Annotated in this window: 16 protein-coding genes; 11 read left to right on the top strand and 5 right to left on the bottom strand. The window is 61.7% G+C overall.

Features of this window, described 5'->3' with window-relative positions; genetic code table 11:
* Positions 1-2 precede the first annotated feature (2 nt).
* The 4 genes from D3870_RS05590 to D3870_RS05575 form a co-directional block, all read right to left on the bottom strand.
* The gene (locus D3870_RS05590) at positions 3-1529 is read right to left on the bottom strand and encodes an efflux transporter outer membrane subunit (RefSeq protein WP_119737356.1); all 1527 of its coding nucleotides are present in this window, start codon (positions 1527-1529) and stop codon (positions 3-5) included.
* 20 nt (positions 1530-1549) lie between these two features.
* The gene (locus tag D3870_RS05585; protein WP_119741730.1) at positions 1550-3496 is read right to left on the bottom strand and encodes an HD domain-containing phosphohydrolase; all 1947 of its coding nucleotides are present in this window, start codon (positions 3494-3496) and stop codon (positions 1550-1552) included.
* A 170-nt stretch (positions 3497-3666) separates the two neighbouring features.
* Positions 3667-4086: a DUF4399 domain-containing protein gene (locus D3870_RS05580; RefSeq protein WP_119737354.1), complete on the bottom strand. Its 420-nt coding sequence runs from the start codon at positions 4084-4086 to the stop codon at positions 3667-3669.
* 45 nt (positions 4087-4131) lie between these two features.
* Complete coding sequence (locus tag D3870_RS05575) at positions 4132-4557, bottom strand: DUF4399 domain-containing protein (RefSeq protein ID WP_119737352.1); 426 nt, start codon at positions 4555-4557, stop codon at positions 4132-4134.
* 290 nt (positions 4558-4847) lie between these two features.
* On the opposite strand from D3870_RS05575, the gene D3870_RS05570 reads away from it, so the two are divergent.
* Positions 4848-6725, top strand: a complete 1878-nt coding sequence (locus D3870_RS05570) for an SUMF1/EgtB/PvdO family nonheme iron enzyme (RefSeq protein ID WP_119741728.1) — start codon at positions 4848-4850, stop codon at positions 6723-6725.
* A 177-nt stretch (positions 6726-6902) separates the two neighbouring features.
* Positions 6903-7808 carry a c-type cytochrome gene (locus tag D3870_RS05565; RefSeq protein WP_119737350.1) on the top strand — a complete coding sequence of 302 codons (906 nt, stop codon included), beginning with the start codon at positions 6903-6905 and terminating at the stop codon, positions 7806-7808.
* Positions 7809-7895: 87 nt separating this feature from the next.
* Here D3870_RS05565 and D3870_RS05560 read toward each other — a convergent pair whose 3' ends face one another.
* On the bottom strand, positions 7896-10046 hold the full coding sequence (locus D3870_RS05560; RefSeq protein WP_119737348.1) for a serine/threonine-protein kinase: 2151 nt from the start codon (positions 10044-10046) through the stop codon (positions 7896-7898).
* 346 nt (positions 10047-10392) lie between these two features.
* Here D3870_RS05560 and D3870_RS05555 point away from each other — a divergent pair, with 346 nt between their 5' ends.
* The 9 genes from D3870_RS05555 (at position 10393) to D3870_RS05515 (ending at position 14825) form a co-directional block, all read left to right on the top strand.
* Positions 10393-10875, top strand: a complete 483-nt coding sequence (locus D3870_RS05555; protein ID WP_119737346.1) for an ecotin — start codon at positions 10393-10395, stop codon at positions 10873-10875.
* A gap of 150 nt (positions 10876-11025) precedes the next feature.
* On the top strand, positions 11026-11436 hold the full coding sequence (locus D3870_RS05550) for a DUF2784 domain-containing protein (RefSeq protein ID WP_119737344.1): 411 nt from the start codon (positions 11026-11028) through the stop codon (positions 11434-11436).
* Between the two features lie 276 nt (positions 11437-11712).
* A complete protein-coding gene (locus tag D3870_RS05545) occupies positions 11713-12123 on the top strand; it encodes a GFA family protein (RefSeq protein ID WP_119737342.1) in 411 nt (136 codons plus the stop codon).
* Positions 12011-12526 (top strand): lysozyme inhibitor LprI family protein, encoded by a 516-nt coding sequence (locus D3870_RS23210; protein ID WP_119737340.1) that lies wholly within the window; start codon positions 12011-12013, stop codon positions 12524-12526. The genes D3870_RS05545 and D3870_RS23210 overlap by 113 nt, the downstream gene beginning before the upstream one ends.
* Before the next feature lie 123 nt (positions 12527-12649).
* Positions 12650-13003, top strand: a complete 354-nt coding sequence (locus D3870_RS05535) for a hypothetical protein (protein WP_199710532.1) — start codon at positions 12650-12652, stop codon at positions 13001-13003.
* 404 nt (positions 13004-13407) lie between these two features.
* Entirely contained in the window at positions 13408-13692 is a 285-nt protein-coding gene (locus D3870_RS05530) for a hypothetical protein (protein WP_119737336.1), read from the top strand.
* Between the two features lie 55 nt (positions 13693-13747).
* On the top strand, positions 13748-14029 hold the full coding sequence (locus D3870_RS05525) for a hypothetical protein (protein ID WP_119737334.1): 282 nt from the start codon (positions 13748-13750) through the stop codon (positions 14027-14029).
* Between the two features lie 74 nt (positions 14030-14103).
* On the top strand, positions 14104-14379 hold the full coding sequence (locus D3870_RS05520; RefSeq protein WP_119737332.1) for a hypothetical protein: 276 nt from the start codon (positions 14104-14106) through the stop codon (positions 14377-14379).
* 227 nt (positions 14380-14606) lie between these two features.
* On the top strand, positions 14607-14825 hold the full coding sequence (locus tag D3870_RS05515) for a hypothetical protein (RefSeq protein ID WP_242489874.1): 219 nt from the start codon (positions 14607-14609) through the stop codon (positions 14823-14825).
* Positions 14826-14906 lie beyond the last annotated feature (81 nt).

Here is a 14906-nt window from a genome sequence, read left to right as displayed (position 1 = left end):
CTTCATTTGCCGGCCTCGCTTGCCGCATTGCGGACTTCAACCGGGCCCCAGCCTCCGCCCATCGCCTTGTACAGCGTCACCGTGTCCGACAGCAGCTGCTGGTGGTTGGCCAGCAGAGCAAGCTGCGCGGCCAGCAAGGAGCGTTCGGTCTCGAACACCTCCAGCTGCGAGACGACACCTTCCTTGAGCTGCGCCTGGATCTGCGCCGCCACCACCTGCAACTGGTCGGTCTGCTGCTGCAGTTCGACCCGCTGCTTCTTGTGCGCATCGAGATTGACGAGCGAATTCTCGACCTCCTCGAAAGCCCCCATCACCGTGCGCCGATACTGCTCCTCGACGACCTTCGTCTGCGCCTCGCTGGTCTTCACGCGCGCCTTCACACTGGGGTCGAGCAAGGGGATATTGATGCTGGGCATGAAGCCGACGGTGAATGATTTCAGCAAATCGGTCAGCGCAAAACTGGACGAGCCGCCGCGCCCGGTCAGGCTGATGGACGGCAGTTGCGCGAGCTTGGCCTGGCCGACGAGGTCATACGCTTCCAGCACGCGAAACTCCGCCGCGACGATGTCGGGCCGGCGCTTGAGCAATTGCGACGGCAGACCCGGCGGCACCTGCGGCAGCTGCACCTTGTCCTGCAGGTGTCCGGTCGGCATCCTGAATTCGCCCGCCGGCACGCCGAGCAGGGTCGCCAGCGCATTGCCCGCCAGATCGCGCGAACGGCGCAGTTCCAGCAGGTCGGTGGTCAGCTTGTTGATCTCGGCGCGCTGCTGCAGCACGCGCGTATTGGGCAAGAGGCCGGCCTTGTGCATGGCATCGTAGGTCGAAAGAATCTGCTTGTTCTTGTCCAGCGTCTTCTGCTGCTGGTCGAGCTGCTCGTCCAGTTGCAGAATCTGGAAGTAGGTCGTCGATACGTTCGACACCAGCGTCAGATAGCCGGCGCGCCAGTCGGCCTCGGATGCGCGGTATGCCGCCTTCTGCGCCTGCACGCCCTTCTCGACCTTGCCCCAGATGTCGATGTCCCAGTTGACCTGGGTACCGAGGTTGAACTGCTTCGAGAAGTTCTGCCCGGTGGATTTCTCGAAGCTTGCACCCGCGCCGGCGTCGAGCGTCGGCAACGCGCCTGCGCGCGCCGCGCCGATTTCCGCCTCCGCGACCTTGATGCGGGCGGCAAGAATCCGCACGTCGAAGTTGCCTTCGATGGCCTTGTTCACCAGTCCGTCCAGATAGGGATCGCGAAACTCCTTCCACCAGTCGGGAGCGATGGTTTCCGATGCGGACACCACCGGCTCCGCAGTGGCCTCGGGGCCGGTCCATGTCGATTTGATCGGCGTCTCCGGACGCTGGTATGCCGGCATGCTGATGTCGGCGCAGGCGCACAGCAGCGCGGCGCACAGGCCCCAGGTTCCGGCGGAGAGCACGCTCTTCAGCGGCCAATACGCCTCGTGCAGCGCCTGCGCTCCGCTGCGCAATGCGGGCAGCTGCCCTGATGCGCCGCGACCGGGATTTGCAAGAAAATGAACACCATCCATGTCATCACCATCATCCGCCGTCAGGGATGCTCGGCCACCAGCCAGCTCTTGGACGCGACAAACACATCGAACAACCGCTGATCGAGATGTCCCGCCCGGCATTCCATCGCGATCAGATCCAGCGCCCGCTCCAAGGGCAGCGCTTTCTTGTAGGGACGATCGCCGGCGGTGAGCGCGTCGTAGATATCGCAGATCGTCAGGATGCGGGTCTGCATGCTGATCTGATTGCCGTGCAGGCCCATCGGGTAACCGGAGCCGTCCAGCTTCTCGTGATGGCCGTGCGCAATCGCGGGCACGCCGCCGAGGTCGCGCGTCCACGGGATCAGGATCAGGAAGGAATACGAATCCGCCACATGCGCCTCGATCTGTCTGCGCTCATCCGCCGTCAGGCAGCCCTTGGCAATGCACAGTGCGGAAAACTCGAACTCGTTGAGCAGCGGCGCCGCCGGATCGTCCAGCGCGGGATACGCGTAATCCAGCACCTTCTGCAAATCGGGCGGGCACTCCGTGAACGAAATCGCCGGTTCGTTCGCGTGCCGGATGGAGGCAAGGAAGCCGTCCAGCCGGCTGAATTCCTCGTGCAAGTCTTGTTCCACCTGCCGCTTGACGTCGCGAAATTCCGCCATGCTCAATTCATGCTCGCCATGCAGCTCCGCCAGTTGCCGGTAGGCCTCCCGCTCCAGGCACGCACGCGCATACAGGAAGCGCTGCTCCAGCATGCGCATGTCGGCGTGATGCAGCTTCTTCTCCTTGCGCAGCACGTGTTCGCGCACGCCGACCTTGCCGAAGTCATGCAGCAGCGCGGCATAGCGAATCTCGCGCAGCTGGTCGTGCGTGAAATTGACATGCCGCAGCGCCGCGCCGCTGTCGCGATCCACCGCCATCGCCAGATGCTCCGCATAGCCGGCCACGCGGAATGAATGGCCGGCGGTCACCGGGTCGCGTTCCTCGATCGCCTGCACCGACGCCCGCACGAAGCCGTCCAGCAGGTTCTCGATTTCCGAGTACAGCTGGAAGTTCTTCAGCGCGACGGCGGCTTCCGCGCACACGCCGGTCAGCATTTCCAGGTCCTGCTCCTTGAACGCATGCGGGTCCGACGAGGTGTCCACCTGGATCAGGCCGAGACACTCGCCGCCGATGACGAGCGGGACGCACATGGCGCTGCGTATGGCTTGCGAAATGATCGAGACCTGCGACGAAAAGTGGCGGTCGGACAGCGTATCGACCGACAGGATCGACTGCTTCCGGTCGAGCACTTCGCCCACGATGGTGCGCGATATCTTGACGTGATCCGGATCCTCTATCGTGCCGTCGCGCCTGCGCGCGGCCACCGGCACCGGCGCTTCGCCCTCGTTCTTGCGCAGGAGAATGAAAGCGCGTTCGGCCAGCGGAAACAGGTCGAAGATGAAGTTCATGATCTTTTCGATCAGCGTGTCGCGATCCTTCACCGCGCCGAGCGCGATGCTTACCTGCGCCATCGCATGCAGCTTCTGCACGGTGCGCTGCACGTCGCCGTGCGTCGCCACCGGCGGCGTGCCGATCATGCGCGTGAACTCGGTCGCATCGACCGCCTTGGCAATGATGGTCGGCATGCTGTCCTGCGCCGGCACCACCAGCGAATGGAACACGATCTGGGCAGAGGCGACGCTGAACTCGTCGCCATCATGCAGCGGATGCCAGCTGCCTGGGGTGAGCCTTTCGCCGAGCACGAAGGTGCCGTTGAACGAATGCAGGTCCTCCACGAAATAGCCGTCGCCGCGCCGCCGGATGCGCGCATGGCGGCGGCTCACGGTGTGTTCCGGTATGCAGAGAAACTTGTCGGATGCCAGCGAGTCCTGCGGATCGCGGCCGATGACCACCTCGTCGTGGATCGGGAATACCACCGGTCTGGCCGAGCCGTCCCCGGTGACTTCCAGATACGCCGTCACCCCGCCCACCGATTCCGCAAATGTTGTCGTGTTGTCCATCTTGCTGCATTCACCCCGCTGCCGGATGAGGAAGGTCAATTCGCCATTGCCGTGGACTGTTCGACCTTGAGGCAATACGGCAGTTCCGGCAGACCGGGATGCGCCGCCGGAGCAGATGACAACATCCGGCGGGCTTCAATGCGGCGGCAGGCCGGGCGCGCCCGGGTGCATTACTTGACGAAGATCGTGATCTTTTTCGAATAGACGGGCGGGTTGTGTGGAATATGCTTGGCATCGCCCATGATCAACTGCAAGGTGTGCTTGCCCGGCGGGAGTTCCACCATGGTTTCCGTTTCGCCTGCGCCGAAATGCAGGTGGTTCCGGTCCGACGGAATCTCGCGGTCCGCTGCCGGCAGTTCGGTGTCGATCAGCAGATGGTGATGACCGGTGTTCGGAAACGTGACGTCTTTCGGGGCAACGCCCATGCTGCGCAATCCGAACCACACGCGGAACGGCTTGCCCGCCGCAATCACCTGCCCATCATTGGGCCAGCCGATGTAGAGATAGGCATTGGCGGGAGCCGGCGTGTCGCCTGCGAAAGCGGCGTTGGCCAGCAGCAAGACAGCGACAGCGGCGAAAGACTTGAACATGGCATGTGCTCCGCGTTGTTCCGATGCAAGACATCTGCCCGCGATTCATTTCACGATGATCGAAATCTTCGTCGAATACACGGGAGGGTCGTGCGGCTTGTGGTCGTGGTCCCCAAGCAGCAGTTGCAGTGTGTGCTTTCCGGGCGGCAGTTCGATGCGCGCCTCGGTTTCGCCCGCGCCGAAATGCAGATGATTCCTGTCGGAAGGAATCTGCTGGTCCATGGCAGGCAGCGCCGTGTTGATCAGCAAGTGATGGTGGCCCACGTTGGGCAGGTTCACTCCCTTGGGACACACACCCATGTTGCGCAATCCCATCCGCACCCAGAACTTGCCGCCGGTAATGACGGTGCCGTCGGACGGCCAGATGAAATAGACAAGCGCATCCTTCGGCGATGGCGTGCCGGCGGCATGCGCGGGGACGAAACCCAAGGCCGCTGCTGCCAGAGCGGCGGAGACGATAGCTTTTTGCATACCGTGCCTTCCACAGGATTGTTGCGTTTTTTATAGTGGCGGTGCCACGTTCAGGTTAGAGCAGAATTTTTCGGCAGCGGGTCGGAAAGGCACCTATCCTTGATATCGAACAGAGATAAATATGCTCAAGCGCTCAAAGATGAACAAAGAGCGTAAACCGCAATGCATGGCGGTTGGATGCGCCGTCGCCATCTGCAACATATCCGCAGGATCGCTGGCATCGTCGTGATGCAGCAGGGATGGCGCACCCCGCCGATGCCGTCCTTGAATGCAAAAGCAAAGGTCAGTCCATGTGGCGAAAACTGTTGATTGCCTGCTTGCTGGGAGCCTTCGGCTGGATCACGGCTGCGGCGGCGCAGCCTGCACCTCGCAACGACGCGGAACCAGCCGACAGGCGCGTCGCACTCATCATCGGCAACGGCGGCTACCAGCACGATCCGCTTGCCAATCCTCCCGGCGATGCACGCGCCATGAGCATCATGCTCGATGCGCTCGGCTTCGATGTGATGCATCACGAAAACGCGACGCGCCGGCAAATGCTGGATGCGCTGCTTGCATTCAGCCAACACCTCGACGCGGGCGGTGTCGGGTTGGTGTATTTCGCCGGGCATGGCGTGCAGCTTGCAGGCAAGACATTGCTGCTCCCGGTGGATGCGGACAACCGCGCTGCCGCGGTGATGCAAGCCGAAGCCATCGACCTGCGCACGGTGCTGGACGCGATGTCGGTGTCACGCCCCGGCAAATTGAATATCGTCATCCTCGACACCTGCCTCGCCGCGCCATCCCCGACTGCCGCGGGACCGCTGCCGGCCGCTGCCGACACCATCATCGCCACTGCCGCCGCACCGGGATCGTTTGCGGCGGATGGCAAGCGTCACGGCGTATTTACCTCAGCCTTGCTCAATGCCATGCCGGTCCCCGGCCTGAGCGTCGAGGAAATGTTCCGGCGCACGGCCTCTGCGGTGCGGCACACCAGCGAGGGCCGTCAGACTCCGCTGCTGCTGTCGTCGCTGCGGCAGTCGTTCCGCTTCATCCCGGCTGGGCAAGACGCACCGGCACCGGCCTTGGCGCTGGCGCCGCAACCTGAAACGGTCGCGGTATTGCAAAGCCGCGGCGTGCTGCCGAAGGACAGCGACGAGCAGTACGAACTGAGTTTCTGGGAGTCGATCAAGAACAGCACGCATGTGAGCGACTACGAGGCCTATCTGCAGGCGTATCCGAACGGTCGTTTCGCCTCGCTCGCGCGTGCGCGCATCGAGCGTCTGCGCGCCGCCGCGCCCAAGGATGCGCCGGTCGCCAAGCCGCCACCCGAGCGACCGCGTCCGGCACCCGCGATCCAGCCGCCGCCCGAACAGGCACGCCCAACTCCGAAGCCAGCGCCTGAACAGGCGAGCCCCGCGCCGAAGGCAGCGCCGCCGCCCGACAAGCCGGCGGCCGCAAGCGCGCGCGTCAGCGAACTCAACGATTGCGCCGGCTGCCCCGCCATGGTCGCGCTGCCGGGCGGCACGTTCACGATGGGGAGCACCACCGGCGACCCGTCGGAAAAGCCGCCGCGCCGCGTGACAATCAGTACCCCCTTCGCCATCGGGAAATACGAAGTGACGGTCGAGCAATGGAATGCCTGCATCGAAGCCGGCGAATGCCCGCGCAATGGGGGCAACCCGAACAGCCAACCGAAGAACACGCCGGTGCGCGACGTGAGCTGGGACGACGCGCAAAAATACGTGAAGTGGCTGAGCAAGACCAGCGGCCACAGCTACCGGCTGCCAACCGAAGCGGAATGGGAATACGCGGCCAGGGGCGGCACCTCGACCCAATACTGGTGGGGCGAGCAGATGCGCAAGGGCACCGCCAACTGCAAGGACTGCGGCGAGCCGTGGCAGCAGGACAGCCCAGCGCCGGTCGGCTCCTTCGCTCCCAACCCGTTCGGCCTGTACGACATGAACGGCAGCGTCTGGGAATGGGTCAGCGACTGCTGGCACAACTCCTACAAGGGCGCTCCCGCCGACGCCCGCGCGTGGGACGATCCGAACTGCCGGATTCGCGTGATACGCGGCGGATCGTGGCGCGAAGGCGCAAGCTACATGCCGTCCTCGACGCGCTTCAAGTACGACGCGAACGTGCGCCAGTCGCAGAACGGCTTTCGCGTCGCACGCGACATGAAATAACAAAGAACAGCCATCATGTCTGCGCAACATCGGCAGCGGGAAGCCGCGCCGTGCGTTCATCGAAGTACGTAATCATCGTGGGTAATATTTGCAATACCCATCGTGGCACTTGCAATGCAAGTGGCGTGTACTGCAGCACCCGTTCATTGCCGTTCCATCAGTCAGGGAGACTCACACATGAAAAAACGCTATCGCATACCGATCATCGCCGTCGCATCGATCGCCTTGCTGGTCGGGATCGCGGCGGCTGCCGCCAAAATCGTCAGCGACAAAAAAATGCACCGCGTGGTGCAAGTCGAGATCGCACCGCTGGCCCATGCAGCGGGCGCGGCGACGGTCGAGCGCGGCCGCTATCTGTTCCAGTCGCGCGGCTGCGCGGATTGCCACGGCGCGAGCGGCCAGGGCAGCGTCTTCATCGACGACCCGAACGGTCTGTATGTGAAAGCGCCCGACATCACGCCCGCGCCCGACAGCGTGGTCGCCGCCTATGCCGAGCGCGACTGGGTGCGCACGGTGCGCCACGGCGTGAAGCCGAACGGCAAACCTGCCTTGATCATGCCGTCCGAGGACTACAACCGCATGACCGATGCCGACATGGCCTCCCTGATCGCCTACCTGCGCAGCATGCCACCGGCTACGGGTGATGCAGGCGAAGTACGTCTGCCGCTCATCGTGCGGGCGCTGTATGCGGTCGGCGAAGTCAGGGACGCGGCGGAAAAGATCAACCACGCGCTGCCGCCATCCCGGCCGGTCGCGAAGGCTGTCACGGTCGAGCATGGCGCGTATGTCGCCAACATGTGCATCGGCTGCCACGGCGATGGACTCACCGGCGGCAAGATCCCCGGCTCCCCGCCCGACTGGCCGCCTGCCACCGACCTCACGCCCGGCCCCAGGGGAGCGATGGTCCGCTACGACAGCGCCGACAAGTTCACCGTCATGATCCGCACCGGCAAGCGCCCCGACGGTAGCGCGGTCAGCAAGGTGATGCCGTTCAACAGCTTGAAGGAACTGGACGATACGGATGTCGGCGCGCTGCACCTGTTCTTGAAGTCCTTGCCGGCGCGGCCGGATGGGAAGAGCTGAGGAGCGAAGCCGCCGGGCGGGTCAGGTGCAGCCCCAGCCCTAACCCGCCGCATGCCCGGACAATCCGGCACGCCCGATCGCCCAGGCTTATTTCGCCTTCGTCGTGATCTGCAGGAAATCCACGGCAATCTTTTCCGCCCCGTGCTTTGCGGCCATTTGTTGCAGCTGTTTTTCCACCGCCTTCAGATATGCCGCTCCCGACTCCGACTCCGGGCGAATGCTGTCGAACAAAGGTGCCGGCGTGGCGAGCAAGACGATCAATTCCGTTCCGAACGGTTTTGATATGACCCAGTTGCCGAGGCTGCCGATGGCGGCCTTGTAATTGGCGGGCGCCTGGTTGGCGCGCGCGCGCGGATTCGGCACCAGGTGCGCGACGCTGCCATCGAGGACGTAGTAATCGACATAGACGTGCGACGCGTATGCGGGGGTCGTGATATCAACGATCAGCGGCTCGCCTTCGGTCAAGACCGCGTCCGGCGAGCGCGCACGGACCGACGCGGCGGATGCGGCGGACGTTGCGGACGTGGCGGTTGCGGCCTGCCGGTTCTTCAACCAGTACGGCGCGAATGCCTGGATCACGTTGCATTTGTCGTCACCGACCTCCTGCACCTCAAGGTTCAGGCTGTTCATGCCGGGCACCTTGCCCAGCATTTCCTTCAGCCGCGGCACGCCGAAACTCGCGGGCAGATATCCCTTCACCTGCAATTCACGCTCGCGCACCGTGGGCAGAAGAGCCGAACACGGCACGCGGGCAAGAATCGGTGCGACCGCAGCCAGCGACAGCGCAGGCGGCGACGTTGGCGCGGCCTGTGGTGGTGCCGGCGCGGCGGTTTGCGGCGGGGTTTGCGGTACGCTTTGCGGAGTCGCCGGCGGCGCAGCTTCCGGAGTGGCAGGCGCGGCTTCCGGAGTGGCAGGCGCGGCTTTCGCCGGCGGCTCGGCGCTCGCCACCTCCTCGCGCTCGGCATCGCCGCTGCGGGACTGCTGATAGTAATAAAGTCCTGCGGCCACGCCCCCCGTCAGAACCACCAGCGATGCGGCCAGCGCGGCAAACCTCCTGGTCCGGCTGTCTCCGCTCATCTCCTGCAGAAAATGCGCCACGTCGGGCGTGCGCGATTCGCGGTCGAACGACAGCGCGTGCTTCAGCGCGCGCCATTGCTTGTGCCCCAGCATCTTCGGCCGCTGCACCTTCATCTGCGCGCCGCGCGCCTGCAAGGCGGATAAGCGGTCGAAGGGATGCTTGCCCGTCAGCAGCTCGTACGTAATGCAGGCCAGCGCGTAGACATCATCGCGCGGGTCCGGCTCCAGATGCTCCATCATTTCCGGGCTCGCGTACGCCGGCGTCAGCGCGCCGAGGCTGCCCGGATCGAACACCGTCGCTTCGGCATCCTCTTCCGGCTTGCGGAACACGCGCGCGATGCCGAAATCGATCACCTTGATCTCGCCCGCATCGGTCACGAACACATTGGCCGGCTTGAGATCGCAATGGACGAAACCACGTTCATGCGCATAGGCCAGCGCCTTGCCGATACCGCCGACAATACGCATCGCGTCGGCATGCGGCATGCCCGTGAACCCGCGCGTGCGCAGCGTCTGGCTCAAGGGTTTGCCCGACAGATACTCCATCGTCAGATAGACCATCGAACCGTCGCGGTCGAAGTCGTATACCGCCACGATGTTCGGATGCGCCAGCGACTGCGCCTTCCTTGCCTCGCGCTGCAAGGCGATGAGCGACTTCGGGTGGCCGCGAAACTGCACGTTCAAGACCTTGATCGCGATGTAGGGCTTGCGGTCGGACGCCTCCAGCTTGCGCAGGTCGAGCGCCTTGTACACCGTGCCCATGCCGCCGAAGCCGATGCACTCCTCCAGCACGAAGCGCCCGTTCAAGGTATCACCCACGCCCTTCATCCGCTCCGGGTCGGAACCTGCCGTGTCGTTCGGCATGATCACCTGCGGCGGCATCGTGTGCGAAGGCCAGCGGTCGCGCGGATTGGTCTGCACGCGCGTCTCATCGCCGCCGAATCCTTGCCGCGAAGCCAGCACATGCTCGACACGGCGGCGCAATTCCAGATACACATCAGGCGGCAGCTGAATCCGCGTATGCTCATCGCCGAGAATCTCCAGCAAGCGCACTGTATTGGCCTCATCCGTCACCAGCGCACGATCCACCTGCGCCAGAAACTCATGGTGCGACAAGGCACCGCTTTGCAAGGAATGAATTGCATGCGCAAGATTGGCCATGGCTTGTCATTGAGTGAGTGTGTTTCACGCAGGCATGCAACAAACTCCGCCTCATGCCGGAATACATGGTTTCAGACACGAACTGTCTCTGTAAATTCAAACAATGCGGAGAGGTATGTTGCGATGTGCCATCGTCGCAACAAGCAACAACAAGCAACGGATATTGAAGAATGGAATGCGGCGAAAATCCGGCGTGAGCAGCTGAAGTGCCGGCCACTTTGGCAGTCAGTTCTGGCACCTGCCCGGCATTGCAGCGCCATCAATTCAAGATGTAAATCCGATGATGTTTTTCGTGCTTATGTAGTACCGTGTTTTTGCACACACAGATTTCGACATAAGGAGAAACATGAGAACGCCATGGATATGGGCAATCACAGCCCTGCTGTTTCTGTTTGCAGCACCAGCCAGCCAGGCCGCGGACAACATGCGGGCATTTCCGCCGGCCGAAGCGGGAATGGTTCGATACGTTCTGCAACTCCCGGAACAAACGGATGAATATGCCTTCAAGGTGGAACTGCTTGTCGGCAAGACGGTGCAGGTTGACGCGCGAAACACCTACTTCTTCGGCGGCAAGATTGAAGAAGACATCATCAGTGGCTGGGGATACACACGATACAAGGTCAGCCAACTCGGGCCGATGGCAGGCACACTCATGGCGGTAGATCCAAACGCGCCGAAAGTCGCCCGGTTTGTCACGCTTGGCGGCGATCCCTATTTCATCCGCTACAACAGCCGTCTTCCCATCGTGGTCTATGCGCCCGAAGGCGTTGAAGTGCGCTACCGGATCTGGGCTGCCGGCGCGGAAGTGAAGTCCATTGAGAAGGGGTGATGAGATGAGCTGGCTGCGCTTGCCAAGCCGCGCAAGTCAGCTCCGTGTGCAGCCATTTCTCGCACGCAATATCGGCCAACTCGAGCCCGCCCGTAGATTCCACCTTGTCCGTCAATCCTGACTGACTAACCAACACCAACGTGCATCAGCATGAGCCCCCAGCTTCCATATCAATCCCTCGCCGATCTGGTGCTGTCGGTGCATGTTGCCATCGTCTTGTTCGTCGTCGGCGGCCTTGTCCTCATCCTTGTCGGCAATCTGCGCGCCTGGCACTGGGTCAATGCATTGTGGTTCCGTCTCGCGCATCTGGCCGCCATCGCCGTGGTCGTCGCGGAAGCCTGGCTCGGCGCAGTGTGTCCGCTCACCACGCTTGAAATGTGGCTCCGGGACCGCGCTGGCGCCAGCGTCTACGAAGGCAGCTTCATTGATCATTGGCTGCAAAGCCTTCTCTACTACGAGGCTCCCGCCTGGGTTTTCACCATGGGCTATTCCCTGTTCGGGCTGGCCGTCGTCGCCGCCTGGTGGTACTTTCCGCCACGGCTCCATCGACACACGCGATGATGCGCGGAATCACAGGTTTCCGTGATGACCAGCGCGGCATGCTTGAATGCGCGCCTGTCATTCGCAAGGCACGCAATGCGCCGAGAGGTCCAATTGATGCCGCCCAAACAGGACTTCCCCGCACGGCCCTCGTCGGGCTTACAATTTCGACAACCACCATCTGCGAGTTTGTTTCTTCCGGCGGCGCTTGTCTGTCGCTGCGCGATGGCGGTCTTCGTCAAGTTCGTTGAAGCACAAGATAAACCCGATTCCCTGACCTCTTGGAGTGCATGAAAAATGACAGAGAAAAAACGTGAAGGCGGTTGCCAGTGCGGTGAGGTGCGCTATGAGATCAGCGGTGAGCCAATCTTCGCCGCGATCTGCCATTGCAGCATGTGTCGTCGCGCAAACGCGGCACCCGCCGTCGCTTGGGCGATGTTCCATGAGAGCCAGCTTCGTTTCAGCAAGGGAGAAGTGAAAACCTACGCCTCCTCATCGGAAGCGCAGCGTGGCTTCTGTGAGCGCTGCGGAACGCAAATCAGCTTCACGGCGACATTTCTGCCTGAGTTGATCGACGTCACTATCGGCAGCCTTGATGACCCGGAATCCGTCCAGCCGACATTGCATTACTGGCACAGCAACCATCTGTCCTGGGTGGAATTCTCGGACAATTTGCCTCGTCACCCCGAGCTCCCGCCGTTTTCATGAACGCAAAATAGCATCAGGCATATCCATGCGAGCGATTCTGGCATTTGCCTTTCTTTTTGTCTTCCTGGATGCCTTTGCCGCGGAAGCCGATCTGCTGGAAGAATCGCTGAAGGATTGCGACAAAAATCAGCTTGCGATGAATTTTTGCGCGCGGCACAGGTTTGATCTGGCCGACAAGGAGTTGAACAGTCTTTTCAAACAGCGTAGGGATCGACTCGATGCTTCCGGGGCCAGGGAGCGATTGCGGGCCGCGCAGCGCGCGTGGCTGGCGTTCCGGGATAAAGACTGTCTGTATGAGGCCGGGCCGAGGGAAGAATCCGGTTCAATCTGGCCGCTGGCGTATTTCTCGTGCATGGAACGTCATACCAGGCGTCGGAGTGAGGATTTGAAAGGACACAGGTAGTGCACGCGGAAAACCTGTCGAAACCGGCACCTGACATGAAGAACCGGGACGCAAGACCGCGTCCGCTGTCGCAGCGATGGACATCGTTCCATGCGTAAGCAATATCACTTTCGCAAAAGCGGGATGGGCTTGCTGGCATGGGACGTTCATCGTCTGATTGCACTCTCCCGCCATCTTGTGGCGCAGGAAATTCCGCTAGCCGATATTCGTGAAGTGGATGAAGCCTACTGGTTCGATCATGGCGGTCCGCCGCCGACGTGCCGAAACGTGATCGAGCATATGCGTCTGATCGAGGCGGCAGAACTTGCCTATCCGATTATTCTCTCCGCCGACATGCGTGTCATGGATGGCATGCATCGGGTTGCCAAGGCCGTGCTGCTCGGTCACTCGCACATCATGGCCGTGCGCTTTGAGGAGACGCCGGCGCCGGATTACGTGGACGTTCATCCTGATGCGCTGCCCTACGACGATGCCTGACTTGGCATGATCGGCCATCACTCCTCATGCAGCGGCAGCTGACGCAAGGGCAACTGACGCAAGGACAGGACGCGCAGGCACGTCGCAAACCACTGCATGGCTGGCGTTGATCATCCGGCACGTGTCGCCGCCCCTCTCCACTGAACGAAGCGCGAAGTGTCGCGCAGCTCCCAACAGCGCCCCGTACAGATGTTTGGTGAAAGCCGTCACCCGGCTTTTTCAGACACCCCGCCACATTCGCCACCACTCCGGCGAACGAGAAAATACTCCTTGTTTTTCAATGACTTGCGTCGCATTTCGGCATGCATGGACCATGCTGGCACACTCCATGCGATATGTCTGCCGAGCGCGACAAAATGTTCGACTCAAACCCAAACCTCATACTTCCATCCAGGAGAACTACCATGAAAGCACTGACCATCAAAGACCTGTCCATCACTGAAGAACTCGACGTCAAAGGCATGAGCGCCGTGCGCGGCGGCTGCTACGGCGGCGTGAAGATGCCTCACCCCGGCTCTTACAAGCAACCGTCCACCCCCTCCTACCCGTCGTCCACGACCACGACGAACGTTTCGATCGATCAAGCCAACAACCAGTTCCAGAGCAACGCCACCGGCAACGGCTCTGCAGTATTCGGTGGCGGCATTTTCGCCTTCAACAACCAGCAAGGCTTCAACTCGATCGGCTGATCGTCGACCGCCTTGCCCTGAATATCGACTTATCCAATTCCTTAGGAGAACCGACATGAAAACCCTGTCCATCAAAGACCTCGCCATTGCCGAAGAACTCGACGCCGAAGGCATGAGCGCCGTGCGCGGCGGCACCTACAAAATGCCGAAGATGCCTTACTTACCGGATTCGTATGGATCCACATCGACCACGAACATTTCGATCGACCAGGTCAACAACCAGGCGCAAAGCAACCCGACCGGCAACAACTCGGCTGTGTTCTGCGGCAACATCGAAGCATGGAACAACCAGCAGGGCAGCAACTCGATCGGCGGCTTCGGCTACGGCGTCAAGTAATCGCTCACGAATCGGGGGAGCGGCAAGACTCCCCCACAACCCTCAAGCACTCAACTTCATCAAAGGAAACAGCCATGTCCACCATCATGATTCGCAACTTGTCCCACAGCACGGAACTTGACCGCAAGGCCATGTCCGTCGTCCACGGGGGCACCGCCATGGGCAGCCCGAGCATCAACATCAACGTGCCGGTCAGCGTGAACCAGCAAAACTATATGGTTCAGAACACCAACGTCCTCAATGGCAGCGCCATCGGTGCCGGTGCCTACCTGCCCGGCCTGAAGGTCAGCCCGACACAAGTGGGAATGAACTACCTGCAACTGTCGTCGTTGCCCACGCATTTCGCCTGATTCAGCAATGCGCGGCCGCCGCAGGACGCATCGGGATGCGCCGGATGGATTGAGACAACCGTCCGGCGCATCCCGATGCGTCTTGCCCTTGTTTCCGCTTCGATGTTTCTGCTTTCAAGGGGAGGCATTTTTATTGAATCTCCGGACGCGCGGGCACTCTGACTCCTGGAATGCTCATGCTAACCATCGGATCACACCACTTCGATTTTCATCCTGAGGAGCAGCATATGTCTCACATCGTCATCAAGGATTTGCCGGACAGCATCGATCTCGACCGCGATGCCATGCTTGCGGTCACCGGAGGCGCACGATCCGGCATGCATCGTCCCTTCGCGGGACGCATGGTCGCGCGTGACAACCGCATCGTCAATTTCCCGAAGGGATTTGTTTCGCCTTCGCAGACGGATGCTGGAAAGCAAGCCGCGGGAAGCAAGTCCCGCAAATAGAAAAGCCGTTTGAGTCGGGCGTTTTTCTCCCGGCCAGGACTCACGAAGTCACGTGAGAGAAAGCCGGTCAATCAGTCGGAT

The organism is Noviherbaspirillum cavernae (assembly GCF_003590875.1).
Classification (GTDB): Bacteria; Pseudomonadota; Gammaproteobacteria; order Burkholderiales; family Burkholderiaceae_D; genus Noviherbaspirillum; species Noviherbaspirillum cavernae.
This window is presented reverse-complemented; position numbering and strand designations above follow the sequence as displayed.

Excerpts from the sequence above, each read along its gene's own strand:
- D3870_RS05565 (WP_119737350.1), top strand. The coding sequence starts at position 6,903 with ATGAAAAAACGCTATCGCATACCGATCATCGCCGTCGCATCGATCGCC.
- D3870_RS05535 (WP_199710532.1), top strand. The coding sequence starts at position 12,650 with ATGGGCTTGCTGGCATGGGACGTTCATCGTCTGATTGCACTCTCCCGC.
- D3870_RS05515 (WP_242489874.1), top strand. The coding sequence starts at position 14,607 with ATGTCTCACATCGTCATCAAGGATTTGCCGGACAGCATCGATCTCGAC.
- D3870_RS05545 (WP_119737342.1), top strand. The coding sequence starts at position 11,713 with ATGACAGAGAAAAAACGTGAAGGCGGTTGCCAGTGCGGTGAGGTGCGC.
- D3870_RS05550 (WP_119737344.1), top strand. The coding sequence starts at position 11,026 with ATGAGCCCCCAGCTTCCATATCAATCCCTCGCCGATCTGGTGCTGTCG.
- D3870_RS05590 (WP_119737356.1), bottom strand. The coding sequence starts at position 1,529 with ATGGATGGTGTTCATTTTCTTGCAAATCCCGGTCGCGGCGCATCAGGG.
- D3870_RS05530 (WP_119737336.1), top strand. The coding sequence starts at position 13,408 with ATGAAAGCACTGACCATCAAAGACCTGTCCATCACTGAAGAACTCGAC.
- D3870_RS05560 (WP_119737348.1), bottom strand. The coding sequence starts at position 10,046 with ATGGCCAATCTTGCGCATGCAATTCATTCCTTGCAAAGCGGTGCCTTG.
- D3870_RS05555 (WP_119737346.1), top strand. The coding sequence starts at position 10,393 with ATGAGAACGCCATGGATATGGGCAATCACAGCCCTGCTGTTTCTGTTT.
- D3870_RS05585 (WP_119741730.1), bottom strand. The coding sequence starts at position 3,496 with ATGGACAACACGACAACATTTGCGGAATCGGTGGGCGGGGTGACGGCG.
- D3870_RS05580 (WP_119737354.1), bottom strand. The coding sequence starts at position 4,086 with ATGTTCAAGTCTTTCGCCGCTGTCGCTGTCTTGCTGCTGGCCAACGCC.
- D3870_RS05570 (WP_119741728.1), top strand. The coding sequence starts at position 4,848 with ATGTGGCGAAAACTGTTGATTGCCTGCTTGCTGGGAGCCTTCGGCTGG.
- D3870_RS05575 (WP_119737352.1), bottom strand. The coding sequence starts at position 4,557 with ATGCAAAAAGCTATCGTCTCCGCCGCTCTGGCAGCAGCGGCCTTGGGT.
- D3870_RS05525 (WP_119737334.1), top strand. The coding sequence starts at position 13,748 with ATGAAAACCCTGTCCATCAAAGACCTCGCCATTGCCGAAGAACTCGAC.
- D3870_RS23210 (WP_119737340.1), top strand. The coding sequence starts at position 12,011 with ATGACCCGGAATCCGTCCAGCCGACATTGCATTACTGGCACAGCAACC.
- D3870_RS05520 (WP_119737332.1), top strand. The coding sequence starts at position 14,104 with ATGTCCACCATCATGATTCGCAACTTGTCCCACAGCACGGAACTTGAC.